Raw genomic sequence first — 16385 nt, 5'->3', positions numbered from 1 at the left:
TCGCCTGATGTGCGGCGAGTTTCGGCATGTTGACCGACAGGGTATACGGGGTTAGTTCCGACTACAGCAAGAGGCATTGACATGTTCAAGGAATATGATGACCTGATCAAGCAGATGGAGTTCGAGATGCAGCGCAGTTCGGCCGAAGCTATGAGGCGGCTGCTCGAGCTGCCTCCGGACGTGCGCGAGTTCTGGCTGCCGAAGGCCGACGTCTATGAAACACCGGAGGATCTGGTTGTCCGCGTAGAGGTCGCCGGGGTTCGCAAGGAATCCCTGAACGTTTCACTATCGGCGGACAACCGCACCTTGAGCGTCACCGGAACGCGTTCGGAACGTTACGTTGATGATCGGGCGAAACTGCGATACTATCGGCTCGAGGTCTACTTCGGATCATTCGAGCGCGACGTCCTTCTTCCGGCGGATATCTCCGTTGACCGCAACCGGCTGGGCGCCACTTACCGCGACGGCTTCCTGATCGTCACCCTGCCGAAGAGCGACGATGTCCCCGCCTCGCGGTACATACCGATCGAGGAGCAAAGCGATGAATGAACTGAGCGCGACGGACCGCGAGCAGGCCACAGACCAGGAGGAAGATGCCGGGCAGTCGATCCCTGAAGAGCTCAGCGTCCTTCCGCTGAGGGACACGGTTCTCTTCCCTCTGGTGGTCAGCCCACTAAGCGTCAGCCGTGAGGCTTCCATCAAGCTCGTGGACGAGGCCGTGACCACCGGCAATCGCGTCATTGCAGTCGCGACGCTCAGAGACTCCTCGACTGAGCGGCCCGTAGTCGAAGACATGTATCCGATCGGCATCGCCATCGTCATCCACACGATGATGCGGCTTCCCGATCACATCAGGCTGATAGTGCAGGGAATACAGCGGATTCGCATAGTCGAAGGCACCCAGGGCGAGCCGTACATCAAGGCTCGGGTGGAGGTACTGCCGGAGAAGGAGGACTTCACACCCGAGGAGAGCACCGAGATAGAGGCTCTGCGGCGAAACGCGGCCGGTCTCTTCCAGCGTATCGTTGCGTTGTCACCTAACATGCCGGACGAACTTCAGGCGCTTCCTGAGAATATCACCCGCCCCGCCCTCCTGACTGATACGATCGCCACAAATCTTGCGATCCCGCTGACCGAAAAGCAGGAATTGCTCGAGATAACCGACGTTCGCGAGCGGTTGCGCCGCCTCTCGACTATCCTCTCGCGCGAGGTGGAGGTGCTGGAACTAGGGAGCAGAATCCAGTCGGAAATCCAGACCGAGATGACAAAAAGTCAGCGCGAATACTATCTGCGCGAGCAGCTCAAGGCGATCCAGAGGGAACTCGGCGAGGGCGACGACCGCACCGTGGAGATGGAGGAACTCAAGCAACAGATCGAGGCCGCCGGAATGCCCGAGGAAGCAGAGAAGGCCGCGAACCGCGAGCTGGATAGGCTTCAGCGCATGCCGGCGGCGATGCCGGAGTACTCCGTCGCACGAACGTACATAGATTGGCTGGTCGGCCTTCCGTGGAGTACTTCTACGGTTGACAATCTCGACATAAAGCACGTGAAGGAAGTGCTGGACGAGGATCACTACGGTCTCGACAAGGTCAAAGAGCGCATTCTCGAATACCTGTCGGTGCGGAAGTTCAAGACTACCGGAGAGGTTCGCCAGCCGATCCTGTGCTTCGTGGGCCCTCCCGGGGTCGGCAAAACGTCCCTCGGCATATCAATCGCGCGGGCACTAGGCCGGAAGTTCGTGCGGCTGTCCCTCGGCGGGATTCGAGACGAAGCCGAGATGAGGGGCCATCGACGGACCTACGTAGGGGCGCTGCCGGGACAGATCATCCAGGGCATGAAGCGTGGGGAATCGAACAACCCGGTGTTCATGATGGACGAGATTGACAAGGTCGGCGCGGATTTCCGCGGGGACCCGTCTGCAGCCCTGCTCGAAATACTCGATCCGGAGCAGAACGACCAGTTTCGTGATCACTATCTTGAGGTGCCCTTCGATCTGCGGAAGGTACTGTTTATCACGACCGCGAACCTCCTTGACCCGATACTGCCGCCGCTGAAGGACCGCATGGAGGTACTGGAGATCGCCGGCTACACCGAGGAGGAGAAACTGGTTATCGCAAAGCGCCACCTGCTGCCGAAGCAGATGGGCGAGCACGGCCTCACGGACGAGAACATGGTGTGGCAGGATGAGGCCATCCGAGGCCTGATACGCGGATATACACGGGAGGCGGGCGTCCGCAACCTCGAACGGGAGATCGCCGCAGTCTGCCGGAAAGTCACCAGACAGTTCGCGGAAGGGCGCACCGAACCGGTCAGCGTAACGCGCGACGCCGTAGCGGAGTACCTGGGTTCGCCTCGATACCAGCACGAAGAGATTCGCCAACGTGTGAAGGTTCCCGGGGTGGCGACCGGCCTTGCGTGGACACCCGTTGGCGGGGAAGTGATGTTCATCGAGGCGACGAAGATGCCCGGGGGAAAAGAACTCATCCTTACCGGAATGCTCGGAGACGTGATGAAGGAATCGGCAATGGCCGCCCTCTCGTACGTGCGATCTCACGCCGCTGAACTCGGCATCAATGTGAAGGAGTTCGCGGAGAGCGACATCCATCTGCACGTTCCGGCGGGAGCGGTTCCGAAAGACGGTCCGTCCGCCGGCATAACGATGGCAACCGCGCTTGCCTCTCTGATGACGGGAAGGCAGGTCAAGGCTGACCTCGCCATGACCGGAGAGATCACGCTAACGGGGCGGGTGCTGGCAGTCGGGGGGATCAAGGAGAAGGTACTAGGAGCGCACAGGGCCGGTGTCAGGAAGGTCATTCTGCCGGCGGACAACTGCAAGGACCTCGAGGAGGACGTACCGGAACAAATCTGCAGTCAGATGACGTTCGATTTCGTCGAGAGCGTTGACGAGGTTTTCCGGATCGCTCTCGGGCGTCGGGGGAAGAGGTCGGATGCTTCCAAGTAGGCACATCAGACAGTAGGGCTTCTTGCCAAGCGGCCTGCGATTCTGGTATATTGTCGTTAGATTCTGCGGGGACCTGATAGTGGTTCCGGCGGGTCGGATGAAGCACCCGAGACAAGCTGTGCGGAAAGGGTTGTTGAGCTAGTGATAACCGTTCAGAAATACGGCGGCAGTTCGGTGGCGACCACCGAGAAGATCTGCAACGTGGCAAAGCGGATCAGGAAGGCGGCCCAGGACAGCCAGGTTATCGTAGTTGTGTCGGCGATGGGAGACACGACCGATGAACTGATTGCGATGGCCAAGGCAATCAGCAAGATTCCTGACGAGCGCGAAATGGACAAGTTACTCGCGACAGGAGAGCAGGCAAGCAGCGCGCTCCTGACAATGGCGATCCACGAACTCGGAATCCCGGCGGTATCGCTTACCGGAGGACAAGCCGGGATCATCACGGAGAAGACTCCGGGAAAGGCACGGATTCTCTCGGTCAACCCGGAGCGGATACGCCAGGAACTGAGCGGCGGCAAGGTCGTGGTCGTAGCCGGATTCCAGGGTGTTACGGACAATGCCACGTGGGCCGACATCACGACGCTGGGCCGGGGTGGATCGGACACGACCGCAGTTGCGCTCGCGGCTGCGCTCCACGCGGACAAGTGCGAGATATACACCGACGTGGACGGTGTGTTCACCGCCGACCCCCGGGTGGTGTTGAGCGCGCGCCAGCTGGACTGCATCTCTTACGAGGAGATGCTCGAACTTGCGGGACAGGGCGCCAGGGTCATGCACTCTCGCGCCGTCGAGCTTGGAGAACTCTACGGAGTCAATATCCTGGTGGCACACAGCGTACGCGAAGTGCCCGGGACCGTGATCACAAAGGAGGACACCCTGATGGAGGCGAGAAACCCCGTTCGCGGCATTGCTCATGATACCGATGTCGCCAAGATTACCATACTGGCCGTGCCGGATCGCCCCGGCATTTCTTATCAGATATTCCACGCGCTCGCAGAGGCAAATGTCAACGTGGATATCATCGTCCAGAACGTGAGCCTGGAGGGCGTCACGGACCTGTCGTTTACCGTCAACCTGGCAGACCTGGTGAAGTCCGAGGCCGCCCTCGAACCCGTCGTCCGGAACATCGGGGCGAAGGACATGACCACATCGGTGGATCTGGCGAAGGTGTCGATCGTCGGCACAGGAATCCGCAGCCATCCGGGCTACGCGGACAACATGTTCGGCGCTCTCGCCCGAGAGGGCATCAATATCGTCTCGATAACCACGAGCGAGATACGAATCACCTGCTTGATCGACAAGGCCGACGTTCAGAAGGCAGTGCAGGCGCTACACTCGGCGTTCGAACTCGAGAAACCCGAGGGCGGAGTCTGCTGAGACGGGCTCGGACCGCGGTTTCACGCGCAACACACAATGAGACGGGCGGCGGGAAGTTCCCGCCGCCCGTCTCAGTCTGCAAAGACCGTCCGGAGCATGCCCCCTGTCTCCGAACCGCTCTTGATCTCCACGCCTACTGGCCGAGACTGAGGTTGTACTTCTCCACGAACTCGTTGTTGCCCAGAGCGTAGAGGTCTTTCTGCATCTGATCGGCAATCGCATTCATCGAGCTGAGATCGGCACTGCTGGCCTTGACGAACGACTGATCCGACCTCTTTCTGTTGCGCAGAACTACCACACAGTACGGGCTGATCCCACTGCCCGCAATCCGGCGGTCCACCTCCCAATGGGTCGCCGCGGACTCCTCAGCATTCTGCATACTGATGCACCCCTCTCTCGAACTCACTCCAAGCCAGCCGCCGCAGACTCAGGACAGTCCCTCAAAGTGATCGTAGACAGCCCTGGATATCTCGGCGACGGCGCGTTCTGCCCGAGGCATGTCGTCCACCTCCCGCGCGCATACGCAGATCGCGTAAGCTCCACTCGGCGCGAAGACTACTCCCGCATCGTTCATCACACGCGGTATCGAGCCTGTCTTGTTAGCGACCTTCGTGTTCTCGGGCAGAAGGAGCGGAATCTTGTCCCTGTATTGTTGTCTTGCCATGATATCGAGCATCTCCTCACTAGTAGATCTACTCGAAACCGCCCCTTCCGCGATACGCGCAAGAAGCAGCGTCATATCATGCGGTGTGATCAGGTTCTCTCTGCCTAGTTTCTGCTGCTCCCAATCGTACATCTTACGCGCGAGGGTAATCGTCTTCAGCCCCAACCCGCGCATCCGCTCGTTGACCGAGTCCATCCCCAACCGATCAATGACCAGGTTCGTGGCCGTGTTGTCGCTCACGATGATCATCAGCACGGTAAGATCGCGCAGTGTCAGCGCCAGGCCCTCGCTCAGCGAGTGAAGTACGCCCGAGCCCGACACCCGGTCCACCTCTCGCAGCCTGAAGGTCTCATCCAGCGACAGGCGGCCTTCGTCCCTCTGGCACATCACTTCGACCATCAGCGGCACTTTGATAACACTGGCAGATGGAAACACCTTATGCTCGTCGAGCACCACCTGGTCACCGGATACGATGTGGCGGGCCGAGACTCCGAACTCTCCGGAGACGTTTCGGCAGATATCGGCTATGCGGTCGGCAAATGACATGACACAATCTCCCCGGGGTCTGCAGGTCATCGCTTGAACTGCTGAATCCCCCACCCGATGCCGAAATTCTAGATAGGCCACCCGGTTTTGTCAACAGCTAGGAAGGATAGCGCTGATGAATCGGGTAAGAATGACCATGCAGGTACTCGGATACTCACGTACGGCCGCAAGTCATCGCTGTATCGTGAGTCCTTACCGCACGAGGTGGCTTCGGACTATGAGCATGCTGGGTAAGACAATCAAGGGACTCGCAGTCGCGGGGATATGCGGCGTGGGGCTGTGCGCCCTCGCAGAGCGAACGCGACTTACCGAGCGGTTATCCCGACTCGCACAGAGCGTGGAGGGAGTGCCATTCCCGGGTACCGGACTCTACCCTTTTCTCGCCGGCAGGGAATTTCGACGACTCTACACGGCGGTGGCAGAGCAGATGGTCGGCTCGGGAATACGGGGGCGAGTGCTCGATCTCGGCACGGGACTCGGTTACATCCCGATCGACCTGGCTCGAATGGAACCCACTCTGGCCGCGCATGGCATAGACTCGTCGCCAGAAATGATCAGGATCGCGCGGGCGAACGCATTCTCGGAAGGCGTCGGCCGAAAGCCTCAGTTCGGCGTCGGTAATCCCATGCGGATGCCGTTCCCCGGGCGTTTCTTCGATCTCGTCGTAAGTGTAAACATCCTTGGTCACTGGATAGAGCCGCGCAAGGTGCTGCAGGAGATCTACCACGTCTTGAAGCTCGGCGGCGAGTTCTGGGGCTACGATTTCAGGAAAGACATCCCGCGGGAGACCTGGTCGAATCTCCGAGAGAAGCTGCCGTCACTGGAACGACTCCTTCTTCAAGTAAGCCCTACGGCATCAGGTGGCGCCTCCATCGGAGAAGCAGCTTTCGTGCAGATGGCGCGAGAAGCACATTTCGAGGTAGTATCGGTGGAAGAAACAAGCCTTCCAGCGCCCGACGAGCCGATGCCTCTGTTCGTGAGGGTGAGACTGCGAAGACCGAATCTTACCGACGCGCCCTGAAACACCGGAACGAGGCTCTACAACTGGCCGAGTACCCTATGGCACTGTGGGATGACCCGCACATCATCAAGGTGCCGCGCGCACAGCGACTGCCACCCCAGCATCTGCTCCGCCGACGGTGGACGCACGCCGCCCTTCCTCGTCACCGGCTGGATAACGAGCGGTATGCCTCGTCCGGCGCGCTCGACCATGCAGGCGGCCGAAGACATCTCCTCGTCGGACGTCGTCGAACAGACCACCGCCTTCACATACAGATCCCGCGCCGCCGCAACCGAGATGAACTCCTCGTGCGCGGCGCACGGATTATGACCTGATGCGGACGGCAGTTTGATATCCATGCTAATGACGTCCACAAATGGCAGGATCGTCGTCAGGTTGCCCGTGAGTGTTCCATTTGTTTCCAGCATCACGGGTACCGATGATTCCTTGAGACCGCGAGCAATGGCGGTTGCCCACTCGACGTCGTCCAGAGGCTCTCCGCCGGTCAGGACGGCGGCGTGGTGCAGTCCCAGCGGCTCATTCAGCGACGCGACGTACTCGATAACCCTATCTAAATCGAGCGGGTTCGGGAACTGCGCGAAGTCGCGCGCGCCGGCCGTCCGTTCTACCCGGCAGACGGACGGGACTCGGCGCGACGCGTCCGTGTCGCAGTAGTCGCAGTCGAGATTGCAGCCGCAAAGGCGGATGAAGATCTGCCGACGCCCGACGTAGAGTCCTTCTCCCTGGATGCCGGAGAAGATCTCGACCAAGCTGCCAGCCTGCGCACGGGGCTGTTTAGTGTGTTCACTCACGACCATAGATTCGCCGGGGCGGGCGATCGCTAGAGCATCTGGAGTACTTCGGCCGCCATGTCGTAATCCGCGAAGGGCGGCATCAGGTACACGCCCTGGATATCCTGTTTGACTTCGGACAGGAACTCTTGAGCAATCCTGATGCCCTCCGATCGCCCATTATCCTCGCCAGCAGCCTGCATCCGAGCACGAATTTCGTCCGGGATCGTAATCCCGGGGACCTCGTTGTGCAGAAACTCGCAGTGGCGCGGATTCCTGAGTGGCAGAACCCCGATAAGCACGGGCACTCCGACCGGGGCGACCTTCTTCAAGAACCTGCGGAGGACTTCAGTGCTGTAGATAGGTTGGGTCTCGGCGAAATGTGCTCCGGCGGCAACCTTGCCGGCGAGGCGGCCTATCTCCTTTTCGAGATCGTCGGCGGCCGGACTCACGGCGACTCCTATGCAAAAATCGGGCGACTGATTCAGCCTGTTCCCTGCAAGGTCCGTGCCACAGTTCAGACGCTTGATCAGATGCACCAGCCCTTCCGAGGTAACATCGAAGACGGCAGTCGCGTTCGGAAAATCCCCGAGCGACGGCGGATCGCCGGTCAGAGCCAGGACATTCTCCACGCCAAGCGCATAGGCGCCAATAAGGTCTGACTGGAGGCTGAGCAGATTGCGGTCTCTGCAGGTCATGTGCAGGACGGTCTCCAGCCCCACGCGCTCCCGAATCAGATGCGCGAGTGCGACCGGACCCATCCGCACGCGAGCCATCGGGCTGTCGGCGAGGTTGATGGCGTCCACGCCTTTCAGCAGGCACGCGCCTTCAATCGCCTTGTCGACGTTGATGCCTCTGGGCGGATCGAGTTCGACTGTGACGACGAGTTTCCTCCCAAGCTTGGAGGCCAGCGACATATCAGCTACTCCTCGCCGTTCCGCGACGCGTCACCAGAAAACCGTGCGCCGATCACGGCATCGGCCTCTCGCAGGAAGACCTGCGATGCGTCATTTCTGTGAGAGACGTCGCCGACGTCAATCGCCGAGGAGAGACGTAACTCGGACTTGATAAGGCGCATGGAACGAAGTGCATCCTCGTTTGCCGCGCCGTTGGAGCCGATGCAATCGCCTATCCGCATCACCACATCGGAGACTCCGAGCCCGTGTCGGATGCCCTGGTCGAGGGTCTGTCTAGCTCTCTCAAGCCTCTGTTCGGGGGACCCATCGCTAACATCGGCAAGAGCAACCGCACCGTGCCTGGCGACAACACCCAGGAGCCGAAACCCATCGTCCACGCGAACCATCGCCCTGCCCTCGATCAATCGGAGTATCCCCTCCGCCGACGATTCGTCAAGACCCTCAAGGCACAGCGCCGCATTGCCATCGGACTGAGCAAGTTCGATAAGGCTCTCCGCCGATTCCGAACTGCAGTCAACTCGGATCACATTAGTCGGGGCCGGACCGCCCAACTCTACCATCCGCGAACGACCTGCCAACCGCACCGAACGGCCCATCAGAACGGCAGGCCTTTTCAGACCCGAAAGAGCTTCCGCCAGAGCCTTGGTATGCTCCGGCGTCGTGCCACAGCATCCGCCGATGAGGACGGCTCCGGCCTCAATGAACCGTCGCCCGAACCCAGCCATGTACTCGGGGGTAGAGAGGTACATCAGACGGCCTTCGTGAAACGCGGGGAGGCCGGCGTTGGGCTGCGCGCTGACCCCGATCCGGGCCACAGACGACATAGCCGAGACGGTGTCGAGCATATCCTGGGGTCCGGTCCCGCAGTTCGTGCCCAGCAGGGCGGGACGGAAGGCCTCCAGCACGACGGCAGCGGTCGCGGGGTCGGTACCCATGATGGTGCGGCCCTCTTGTGCGAACGACATCTGGCAGATGATCGGCTTGTCGCACACGCTCCGCGCCGCCAGGATCGCCGCCTTCATCTCGCGGAGATCCTGCATCGTCTCGATGATCAGGAGGTGGACACCCCCTTCGCAGAGAGCGAGTATCTGCTCCCGGAATGCTTCGAATGCCTCGTCGAAACCCAGAGGGCCGAGCGGACAGAGCAGTCTGCCGGTCGGGCCGACTGAGCCGGCAACAAGCACTCCGTCGCCCGCACATTCGCCCGCAATCCGTGCAGCGGCGGCATTGATCTCCGCACAACGGTCGCTGAGGCCGTAACTGCCAAGCTTCACCCGATTGGCGCCAAATGTGTTCGTCTCAATGACATCCGCACCGGCGTCCACATAGGCCCGATGCACCGAGGCGACGATCGCAGGCCGTGTGACGTTCGTTTCGTCGAACGACTGGCCCAACGATACACCCGACGAGTGCAGCATGGTGCCCATCGCACCGTCGAACAGTATGATCTTGTCTCCGAAGAGGAGTTCCTCTACCAGGTTCATGCGTGCCTCAGGAATCATTCCCAGTAGCTAGCTGCAGATGTGGGAGTCTCCCACACGGTTGACCTTCTGATTCCGCTGCCCAGCCGCTCGCGCATCTCCGAGAAGATGTATTTGGCAATGTTCTCAGCGGTCGGGTTCACCTCGCGGAACTCGGGGAGGTCATTGAGGTGCCGGTGGTCTAGATAGCCGACGACCTCGGCCAGTTCGTGCTTGAGTTTCCGGAAGTCAACCAGCACTCCGATGTCATCAAGTTCCGATGCCGAATAGCATACCATGACCCTGTAAGTGTGGCCGTGCAGATTCTCGCACGCCCCCTGGTAGCCCCGCAGGCAGTGCGCCGAATCGAACTGAGACTCGACGGTCAACTCATACATCTCGCGTCTCCTTGACCCGCGACCGCGACTACACCCGATCTATCCTAGATTGGCCCTCTGAGACCGCAGAGCGACCTGAAGAGCCGCGATGTCCAGAGTCCGAGGAGCTATCCCCCGGTTCACGGAGATTGCCGCAGCTGTGCCCGCTGCCTGGCCGATCGCCATGCAGATCGGCATGATCCGCAGCGACGAATGCGCCTCGTGCGTGGCCGAGATCGGTCGTCCGGCGATCAGCAGGTTGTCGAGTCCGAGCGGCGTCAGGCAACGGTAAGGGATGTCGTACGACTCGCCCGGCTTCAGGCGTTTGATCACCGTTCCCGCTCCGGTTGGGCTGTGGATGTCTATGGAGTATGAGCCGCGAGCGATGACATCGTCGAACTTGCGCGCCTCCAATACGTCCTCCTCGGTGAGCACGTAATCGCCGATCACGCGCCTGCTCTCCCGGATGCCGATCTGCGGGCCGCTAACCAGGATCTCCGCGTTCTCGAAACCGGATGCGTCTCTGCGCAGAAACTCCAGAAACTGCCACGCCTGCCTTCGCCCCTCGATCTCGGCTCTAGTCAGGTCTTCGGCGGACGTGCCGTCTATGCCGGTGATGCGCGTCTGGTTGAAGTGCATCTCGCCCCTGCGCGTCGTGAGAAACATCAGGACGTTCTCGCGCGGGCAATCGAGCCGCCCCTCGGCCTTCGCCAAGTCATAGAGCCGATTGAACTCGTCCCTCGGTGGGATGCGGTCCTGATCCACCTGGCAAACGCGGAAGTTGAGGGTGGTCGGCTGAGTGAGGCCGTCCTGTGGACGCCCCATCTCGCACTTCGCGCGGGCGAGGAATGCGAGGTCGGCGTCACCGGTGCCATCAATGTATACCTTGGCCTCGACGCGCGACTTGCCCGACTTACCGGCGATCTCGACCGAGGTGATCTCAGCGCCCGAGGTCACCGCATCGGTCAGTATTGTGTGGAATAGGAGGCGAACTCCGGCCTGCTGCGCCATCTGATCGCAGACGTACTTGTACGCCTCTGGGTCGAACGCGGTGCGGCTACCCTTGCCGTATGCTCCAAGCGCGCTAAGCCGCTCGGTCAACTCCTGCAGAACGCCCTCGATGATCTGCTGGTCGCCCGCCCAGTAGGTCATGAACGGGTTCACGAGGCCTATCGTCGCCATCCCGCCGAGGAATCCGTATCGCTCGACGAGAAGGGTATCCGCCCCATGCCTAGCGGCGCTGATCGCGGCGGCGAACCCGCCAGGGCCTCCACCCGCGACGAGGACATCACACAGCCGTTCTGCGCTCATCAGGCGTCCTACCCCTTCATAGACTCTGCCAAGCGCTCGCGGAGGATCTTGTTCACCGCGCCGGGATTCGCTCGGCCCTGAGTGTACTTCATCACCTGGCCGACCAGGAAACCCATCGCCTTGGCATCGCCACCAGTGATCTTCCGCACGACATCAGGGTTCTCAGAGAGCACCCTGTCAACGACGGGAACGATCTCATCGTCGCCGCTGATCTGGGTCATCCCGCTTTTCTCGACGATCTTCGCCGGAGACGCGCCCGACTCGAACATCTCATCGAAGACGGACTTAGCGATCTTGCCGCTGATCGTGCCGTCGGAAACCATCTTGAGCAGAGCGCCGAGGTCCTCCGGCTTGACCTTTGACTCGCTGATCTCGATTCCCGACGAGTTAAGCGCCTTCGTATAATCTCCCATCATCCAGTTGCTGACGGCTTTCGGCTCCTGAAACGCCTTGACTGCCGCCTCAAAGTACTTAGCTAGAGCGCGGGTGCTCGTCAGTTCTGCCGCGTCGTACTCGGGGATGCCATACTGCTCGACGAAACGGCGCTTCATCGTCTCCGGAAGCTCGGGCAGCATCCTCCGCTGCTCCTGGACGTAGTCGTCGGTGAACTCCATCGGGACCAGGTCGGGCTCGGGGAAATAGCGATACTCCTGCTCGAACTCCTTGCTACGCATGGTGGCCGTCACGCCGTTCACGTCATCCCAGCGCAGGGTTTCGTGCACGATCTCTCCACCCTCGCGCAGCACCTGCTCCTGACGCGAGATCTCATAGTCAGTCCCCCGGTAGACGGCCCGGAAGGAGTTCAGGTTCTTCATCTCGGTGCGAGTGCCGAACTCCTCTACGCCCACCGGCCGGATGCTGATGTTCGGCTCACAACGGAGGCTCCCCTCCTCCATCTTGCCGTCGTTTACGCCGAGGAACGTCAGTATCGAGCGCAGCTTGACCAGATACTCCCTGGCCTCTTCGGCTGAGCGGATATCGGCCTCGCTCACGATCTCCATTAGGGGGACGGTGCTGCGGTTGAAGTCCACAAGGCTCTCGTCGCTATCGGGCGCGTGGATCAGCTTGCCGGTGTCTTCCTCCAGGTGAACCCGCCGGATGCGGATGCGTCTGGTCTCGCCGTTAACGGTGACGTCAAGCCAACCGCGGACTCCGATCGGGGTGTCGCCATACTGCGAAATCTGGTAGTTCTTCGGCAGGTCCGGGTAGAAGTAGTTCTTTCGGTGGAAGATGCTGTGCCTGGATATTTCGCAGTTCAGGGCAAGGGCGGTCCGCACCACGTATTCAACGGCCTTCCTGTTGGCGACGGGAAGCGCACCCGGAAGGCCAAGGCAGACGGGACAAGTCCTTGAGTTCGGCTCGCCGCCGAACTCCGCGCTGCAGTTGCAGAACATCTTGCTCTCGGTGAGCAACTCGGCGTGCACTTCCATCCCGATAACGGGCTCGTATGCTGTCATAGCTTCGGCTTCTCCCGATGGTAATCCGTATTCTGCTCAAACGTGTAGGCCGCGCGCAGGATCGTCTCCTCGTCGAATGGCCTGCCCATGATCTGCATCCCGATAGGGAGACCGTGCTGAAACCCGCAGTTCACAGAAATCGCGGGAATCCCGGCCATGTTGACCGGGATCGTACAGACATCCGCAAGCTTCATCGCCAGAGGGTCGTCCGAGCGCTCCCCGATGCCGAACGCGGGTACGGGCGACGTCGGGCTGATCAGCACATCGAACTCGGTGAACGCCTCGTCGTACGCTGTCCTCACCAGCGTCCGAACCTGCTGCGCCTTCAGGTAGTAGGCATCGTAGTAACCGGCGCTGAGCGCGTATGTGCCGATCATAATGCGCTGCTTGACTTCGGGGCCGAAACCCTCGTCGCGAGTCCTGCTGAGCATCGCGAACGTATCGGTCGCGCGAGCGGTTCGATGTCCATATCGGACGCCGTCGAACCGGGCGAGGTTCGAGCTAGCCTCGGCAGGCGCGATGATGTAGTACGTCGGGAGCGTGTACTCCATGATGGGCATAGAGAGCTCCCTGCACTCCGCGCCAAGCCCGACCAGCACGTCGACGGCCTTCATTACCGTCTCCGCAATCTCGGTCTGCACGCCCTGGGCGAAGAACTCCTTCGGGACGCCGATCTTGAGGCCCCTCACATCGTTGCGAAGGCCGGCGAGGTAGTCCGGCACGGGAATGTCCACGGAGGTCGAATCGAGTGGGTCCTTGCCCGAAATCGCCTGAAGCAGAATCGCACAGTCGGTAACGTCTTTGGTGAGCGGGCCGATCTGGTCCAGCGACGAGGCAAACGCGACCAACCCATACCGCGAGACGCGACCGTAGGTCGGCTTCATGCCAACCACTCCGCAGAACGACGCCGGCTGGCGTATCGAGCCGCCGGTGTCCGATCCCAGCGCCACGATGCATTCGTCCGCCGCAACCGCCGCCGCCGAGCCGCCGCTCGATCCTCCGGGAACCTTCGACACGTCCCACGGATTGTGCGTAACGAAGAAGGCCGAATTCTCAGTGGACGACCCCATGGCGAACTCATCGAGGTTCGTCTTGCCGACCATGACGGCGCCGGCCGCAGCCAGTCTCTCAACTACCGTGGCATCGTACGGAGGGACGAAGTTCTCGAGCATCTTCGAGGAGCACGTGGTCTTCGTGCCCCGAGTGCACATGTTATCCTTGACGGCAATAGGGATGCCGGCAAGGGGACCGATATGCCCGCCGCGCGCCAGGCGCTCATCAACATCCGCGGCGGCTCGGAGTGCGATCTCCTGCGTCTGAGTAACATAGGCGCGCACCTTGCTCTCGACTGCGTTGATACGCTCTAAAACGGCCTCAGCCACTTCGCGGGCGCTGATCTCCCGGGATGCGATCATATCGTGAATTTCGTGTGCCGTCAGACTGCTGAGTTCCATATCTCCCCTTGCCTACGTATCCACGACCTGTGGCACTACGAAATAGAAATCCCGGGTATCCGGCGCGTTCGACACCGCTTCCTCCTGGGCAAACGACGGGCCGGCAATGTCATCGCGAAAGACGTTCTTCATCGGTATCGAGTGCGAAGTCGGCTCCACGCCTGAGGTATCGAGCTGCTGCAACTCTCCGAAGTGCTCCATTATGCCGTTCAGGTGTCCCGTCAGCCGTTCGCTTTCTTCCTCGGAGAGTTCCAACCTGGCAAGCCACGCCACTCTTTCGACTTCTTCTTTGCTCAGCTTCATTTTGCAGCACCGTCCCGCGGAGTGAAATACAGGTGATTATAGCATCGGACGCTTCGGTCCTGCAACCGGATCGGTGAATGTGAGTGCGGCTGAGTAGTAGCCCGCACCATGAGTGGGAGGTCGGCCCTCAAGTGCGCGAATCTCTCGACCGCGCCGGAGGGATAGACAGCCTGAGAGACGATATCATTTGAGGCCAGTCCGTGAACCAGGCGTAATCGGGCTTCTCTGCAAGGCACGGGGGGATCAGGACCGGCTGTCTCCGGCGGCCGCACGCAGAGCGTCAACAGCGGAGATACCGATCGTGACGTGGCCTATCGGTATCTCCTTCACCATCCCCGGGCCGTGTGAATCAGAGCCTCCCGTGGCGATAAGTCCGCATTTCTCGGCTACACGAGCGTACCATCTGGTCTGCCGGGGTGTGTGGTCAGTGTGGTAGACCTCCAACCCCTTGAGGCCGGCTTCGATGAGCAAGGGAAGCATCCGTTCCGTCACCTTTCCGTGACCGGGGTGAGCAAGCACGGGCGCACCTCCTCCCTGCAACACGATGCCGACAGCCTCGACGGGAGTGAGCTTATAGCGCGCGACATGACCCGGGGCGCCGTGTATGAGGTATTTGCCGAACGCACCGCTCATCCCGCGAGTGTAACCCGCCTCTACGATCGCGCGGGCAACGTGCGGACGACCTATGGGGGCATCTCCGGCGATCTCCTGCACTCGTTCGAAAGTGATATTCACGCCGATCGCATTGAGCTTCTCGACCATCCGCACGCCGCGGGCAAAGCGCCCATTGCGCAGTTGATCGGTGTGACCCCGGAGAATCTCAGAACGCGGGTCTATGAAGTAGCCGAGAATGTGCAGTTCGTCTTGCTCCACATCGGTGTTGATCTCGATTGCCGGGACGACTACGATGTCCGCGCCCTCGGCTGCCGCCAGAGCAGGTTCGACGCCATCAACGGTATCGTGATCCGCGATACCAATCGCCTTGAGTCCGAGACGCGCCGCCTCGCGGACGGCCTCCTCGGGCGTGAGCATGCCGTCCGATGCAGTGGTGTGTATGTGAAGATCGGCGCGACCTGTATCCATGAGTTCTCTCTCGCGCTTCAGGAGCCAAGGCGGGATTCTCGATTGCCCTCTTATTGTACCAGCAGTCGCAGATCCGGGCAAGCGCTTCCGGGCAGACGGATAGAGCTCAGTCCCGCTCCAGCACCTTGTCAATCCTCTGATCGAGTTCCCTGCACGTATCAGCGACAGAGCGCTTGCCGAGCCACATGAGGTCCATCACTTCGTTTGTCACGTTCTGCATCTCGAGATACTTCGGAGTGAACGGGAGCCGGTGCCCGTGCTCGATCTCGCCGATGAAGACCATCTCCCCATCGGGAGGAGGGGTGAGGTACTCCTTCGACTTCGCCACCGACTTCCGGGCGGGCGTCGAGAAGTCCGCGCCGACCATCACGGCCTGGCCATGCTTGTCCGTAAGGAACTTGATATACCGCCAAGCCGCATCCTTGTGCCGACTCTTCGACGGGATGCAGAGCGCCGACCCGTAGGCGTTATTCGCCCAGAACTTCCCCTTCGGGAGCGGGGCGACGTCCCACCGGAAGCGCCGCACCTTCGAGAGCGTCGGCACGTCCCAGTGGCCGCCGAACATCATCGCCACCTTGCCGGTCATGAACATCTCGTAGCCGCCCATGTCCGCCAGTTCGCCGGGCCGCGTGGTGACGTGATGCTTGAACCGCAGGTCGACGAGCCATTGCAGCGCTTCG

Annotated in this window: 16 protein-coding genes; 4 read left to right on the top strand and 12 right to left on the bottom strand. The window is 60.9% G+C overall.

Going from position 1 to position 16385, the window contains the following annotated elements:
- The first annotated feature begins 81 nt into the window (after positions 1–81).
- The 3 genes from KBC96_01765 to KBC96_01755 all read left to right on the top strand — a co-directional run bounded on the left by KBC96_01765 (position 82) and on the right by KBC96_01755 (position 4342).
- A complete protein-coding gene (locus tag KBC96_01765; protein ID MBP6963109.1) occupies positions 82–549 on the top strand; it encodes an Hsp20/alpha crystallin family protein in 468 nt (155 codons plus the stop codon).
- Positions 542–2962, top strand: coding sequence for an endopeptidase La (lon, locus tag KBC96_01760; protein ID MBP6963108.1), 2421 nt, complete (start codon positions 542–544; stop codon positions 2960–2962). Before KBC96_01765 ends, lon begins: the two co-directional genes overlap by 8 nt.
- Before the next feature lie 141 nt (positions 2963–3103).
- On the top strand, positions 3104–4342 hold the full coding sequence (locus KBC96_01755) for an aspartate kinase (protein MBP6963107.1): 1239 nt from the start codon (positions 3104–3106) through the stop codon (positions 4340–4342).
- Between the two features lie 133 nt (positions 4343–4475).
- On the opposite strand, the gene KBC96_01750 is transcribed toward KBC96_01755, so the two are convergent.
- The gene (locus KBC96_01750) at positions 4476–4721 is read right to left on the bottom strand and encodes a hypothetical protein (GenBank protein ID MBP6963106.1); all 246 of its coding nucleotides are present in this window, start codon (positions 4719–4721) and stop codon (positions 4476–4478) included.
- 48 nt (positions 4722–4769) lie between these two features.
- The gene (locus KBC96_01745; GenBank protein MBP6963105.1) at positions 4770–5552 is read right to left on the bottom strand and encodes a serine hydrolase; all 783 of its coding nucleotides are present in this window, start codon (positions 5550–5552) and stop codon (positions 4770–4772) included.
- A gap of 223 nt (positions 5553–5775) precedes the next feature.
- Between KBC96_01745 and KBC96_01740 the strand changes: the two genes are divergently transcribed.
- Positions 5776–6573 carry a class I SAM-dependent methyltransferase gene (locus KBC96_01740; protein ID MBP6963104.1) on the top strand — a complete coding sequence of 266 codons (798 nt, stop codon included), beginning with the start codon at positions 5776–5778 and terminating at the stop codon, positions 6571–6573.
- A 17-nt stretch (positions 6574–6590) separates the two neighbouring features.
- Here KBC96_01740 and KBC96_01735 read toward each other — a convergent pair whose 3' ends face one another.
- From KBC96_01735 to KBC96_01690, 10 genes are all read right to left on the bottom strand, one after another.
- The gene (locus KBC96_01735; GenBank protein MBP6963103.1) at positions 6591–7322 is read right to left on the bottom strand and encodes a 7-carboxy-7-deazaguanine synthase QueE; all 732 of its coding nucleotides are present in this window, start codon (positions 7320–7322) and stop codon (positions 6591–6593) included.
- Between the two features lie 71 nt (positions 7323–7393).
- The gene (locus KBC96_01730; protein ID MBP6963102.1) at positions 7394–8260 is read right to left on the bottom strand and encodes a methylenetetrahydrofolate reductase; all 867 of its coding nucleotides are present in this window, start codon (positions 8258–8260) and stop codon (positions 7394–7396) included.
- A 5-nt stretch (positions 8261–8265) separates the two neighbouring features.
- On the bottom strand, positions 8266–9744 hold the full coding sequence (locus KBC96_01725; protein ID MBP6963101.1) for a homocysteine S-methyltransferase family protein: 1479 nt from the start codon (positions 9742–9744) through the stop codon (positions 8266–8268).
- Positions 9745–9758: 14 nt separating this feature from the next.
- Positions 9759–10118, bottom strand: a complete 360-nt coding sequence (queD, locus tag KBC96_01720; protein ID MBP6963100.1) for a 6-carboxytetrahydropterin synthase QueD — start codon at positions 10116–10118, stop codon at positions 9759–9761.
- Positions 10119–10157: 39 nt separating this feature from the next.
- A complete protein-coding gene (locus tag KBC96_01715; GenBank protein MBP6963099.1) occupies positions 10158–11408 on the bottom strand; it encodes an FAD-dependent oxidoreductase in 1251 nt (416 codons plus the stop codon).
- Positions 11409–11416: 8 nt separating this feature from the next.
- Entirely contained in the window at positions 11417–12865 is a 1449-nt protein-coding gene (gatB, locus tag KBC96_01710; protein ID MBP6963098.1) for an Asp-tRNA(Asn)/Glu-tRNA(Gln) amidotransferase subunit GatB, read from the bottom strand.
- Positions 12862–14319: an Asp-tRNA(Asn)/Glu-tRNA(Gln) amidotransferase subunit GatA gene (gene gatA / locus KBC96_01705; protein ID MBP6963097.1), complete on the bottom strand. Its 1458-nt coding sequence runs from the start codon at positions 14317–14319 to the stop codon at positions 12862–12864. The genes gatB and gatA overlap by 4 nt, the downstream gene beginning before the upstream one ends.
- Before the next feature lie 12 nt (positions 14320–14331).
- Entirely contained in the window at positions 14332–14622 is a 291-nt protein-coding gene (gene gatC, locus KBC96_01700; GenBank protein ID MBP6963096.1) for an Asp-tRNA(Asn)/Glu-tRNA(Gln) amidotransferase subunit GatC, read from the bottom strand.
- A 243-nt stretch (positions 14623–14865) separates the two neighbouring features.
- Positions 14866–15705 (bottom strand): PHP domain-containing protein, encoded by an 840-nt coding sequence (locus KBC96_01695; GenBank protein MBP6963095.1) that lies wholly within the window; start codon positions 15703–15705, stop codon positions 14866–14868.
- A 106-nt stretch (positions 15706–15811) separates the two neighbouring features.
- On the bottom strand, positions 15812–16385 hold a 574-nt coding region (locus KBC96_01690), incomplete at its 5' end, for an extracellular solute-binding protein (GenBank protein MBP6963094.1).

The organism is Armatimonadota bacterium, assembly GCA_017993055.1.
Classification (GTDB): Bacteria; Armatimonadota; UBA5829; order DTJY01; family DTJY01; genus JAGONM01.
The sequence above is the reverse complement of the archived record's forward strand: the minus strand, read 5'-3'. Positions and strand labels throughout refer to the sequence as shown.

Coding starts and splice junctions, on each gene's coding strand:
- gatB (MBP6963098.1), bottom strand. CDS start 12,865: ATGACAGCATACGAGCCCGTTATCGGGATGGAAGTGCACGCCGAGTTG.
- gatC (MBP6963096.1), bottom strand. CDS start 14,622: ATGAAGCTGAGCAAAGAAGAAGTCGAAAGAGTGGCGTGGCTTGCCAGG.
- KBC96_01740 (MBP6963104.1), top strand. CDS start 5,776: ATGCTGGGTAAGACAATCAAGGGACTCGCAGTCGCGGGGATATGCGGC.
- KBC96_01725 (MBP6963101.1), bottom strand. CDS start 9,744: ATGAACCTGGTAGAGGAACTCCTCTTCGGAGACAAGATCATACTGTTC.
- queD (MBP6963100.1), bottom strand. CDS start 10,118: ATGTATGAGTTGACCGTCGAGTCTCAGTTCGATTCGGCGCACTGCCTG.
- KBC96_01745 (MBP6963105.1), bottom strand. CDS start 5,552: ATGTCATTTGCCGACCGCATAGCCGATATCTGCCGAAACGTCTCCGGA.
- KBC96_01750 (MBP6963106.1), bottom strand. CDS start 4,721: ATGCAGAATGCTGAGGAGTCCGCGGCGACCCATTGGGAGGTGGACCGC.
- KBC96_01695 (MBP6963095.1), bottom strand. CDS start 15,705: ATGGATACAGGTCGCGCCGATCTTCACATACACACCACTGCATCGGAC.
- KBC96_01765 (MBP6963109.1), top strand. CDS start 82: ATGTTCAAGGAATATGATGACCTGATCAAGCAGATGGAGTTCGAGATG.
- KBC96_01730 (MBP6963102.1), bottom strand. CDS start 8,260: ATGTCGCTGGCCTCCAAGCTTGGGAGGAAACTCGTCGTCACAGTCGAA.
- gatA (MBP6963097.1), bottom strand. CDS start 14,319: ATGGAACTCAGCAGTCTGACGGCACACGAAATTCACGATATGATCGCA.
- KBC96_01715 (MBP6963099.1), bottom strand. CDS start 11,408: ATGAGCGCAGAACGGCTGTGTGATGTCCTCGTCGCGGGTGGAGGCCCT.
- lon (MBP6963108.1), top strand. CDS start 542: ATGAATGAACTGAGCGCGACGGACCGCGAGCAGGCCACAGACCAGGAG.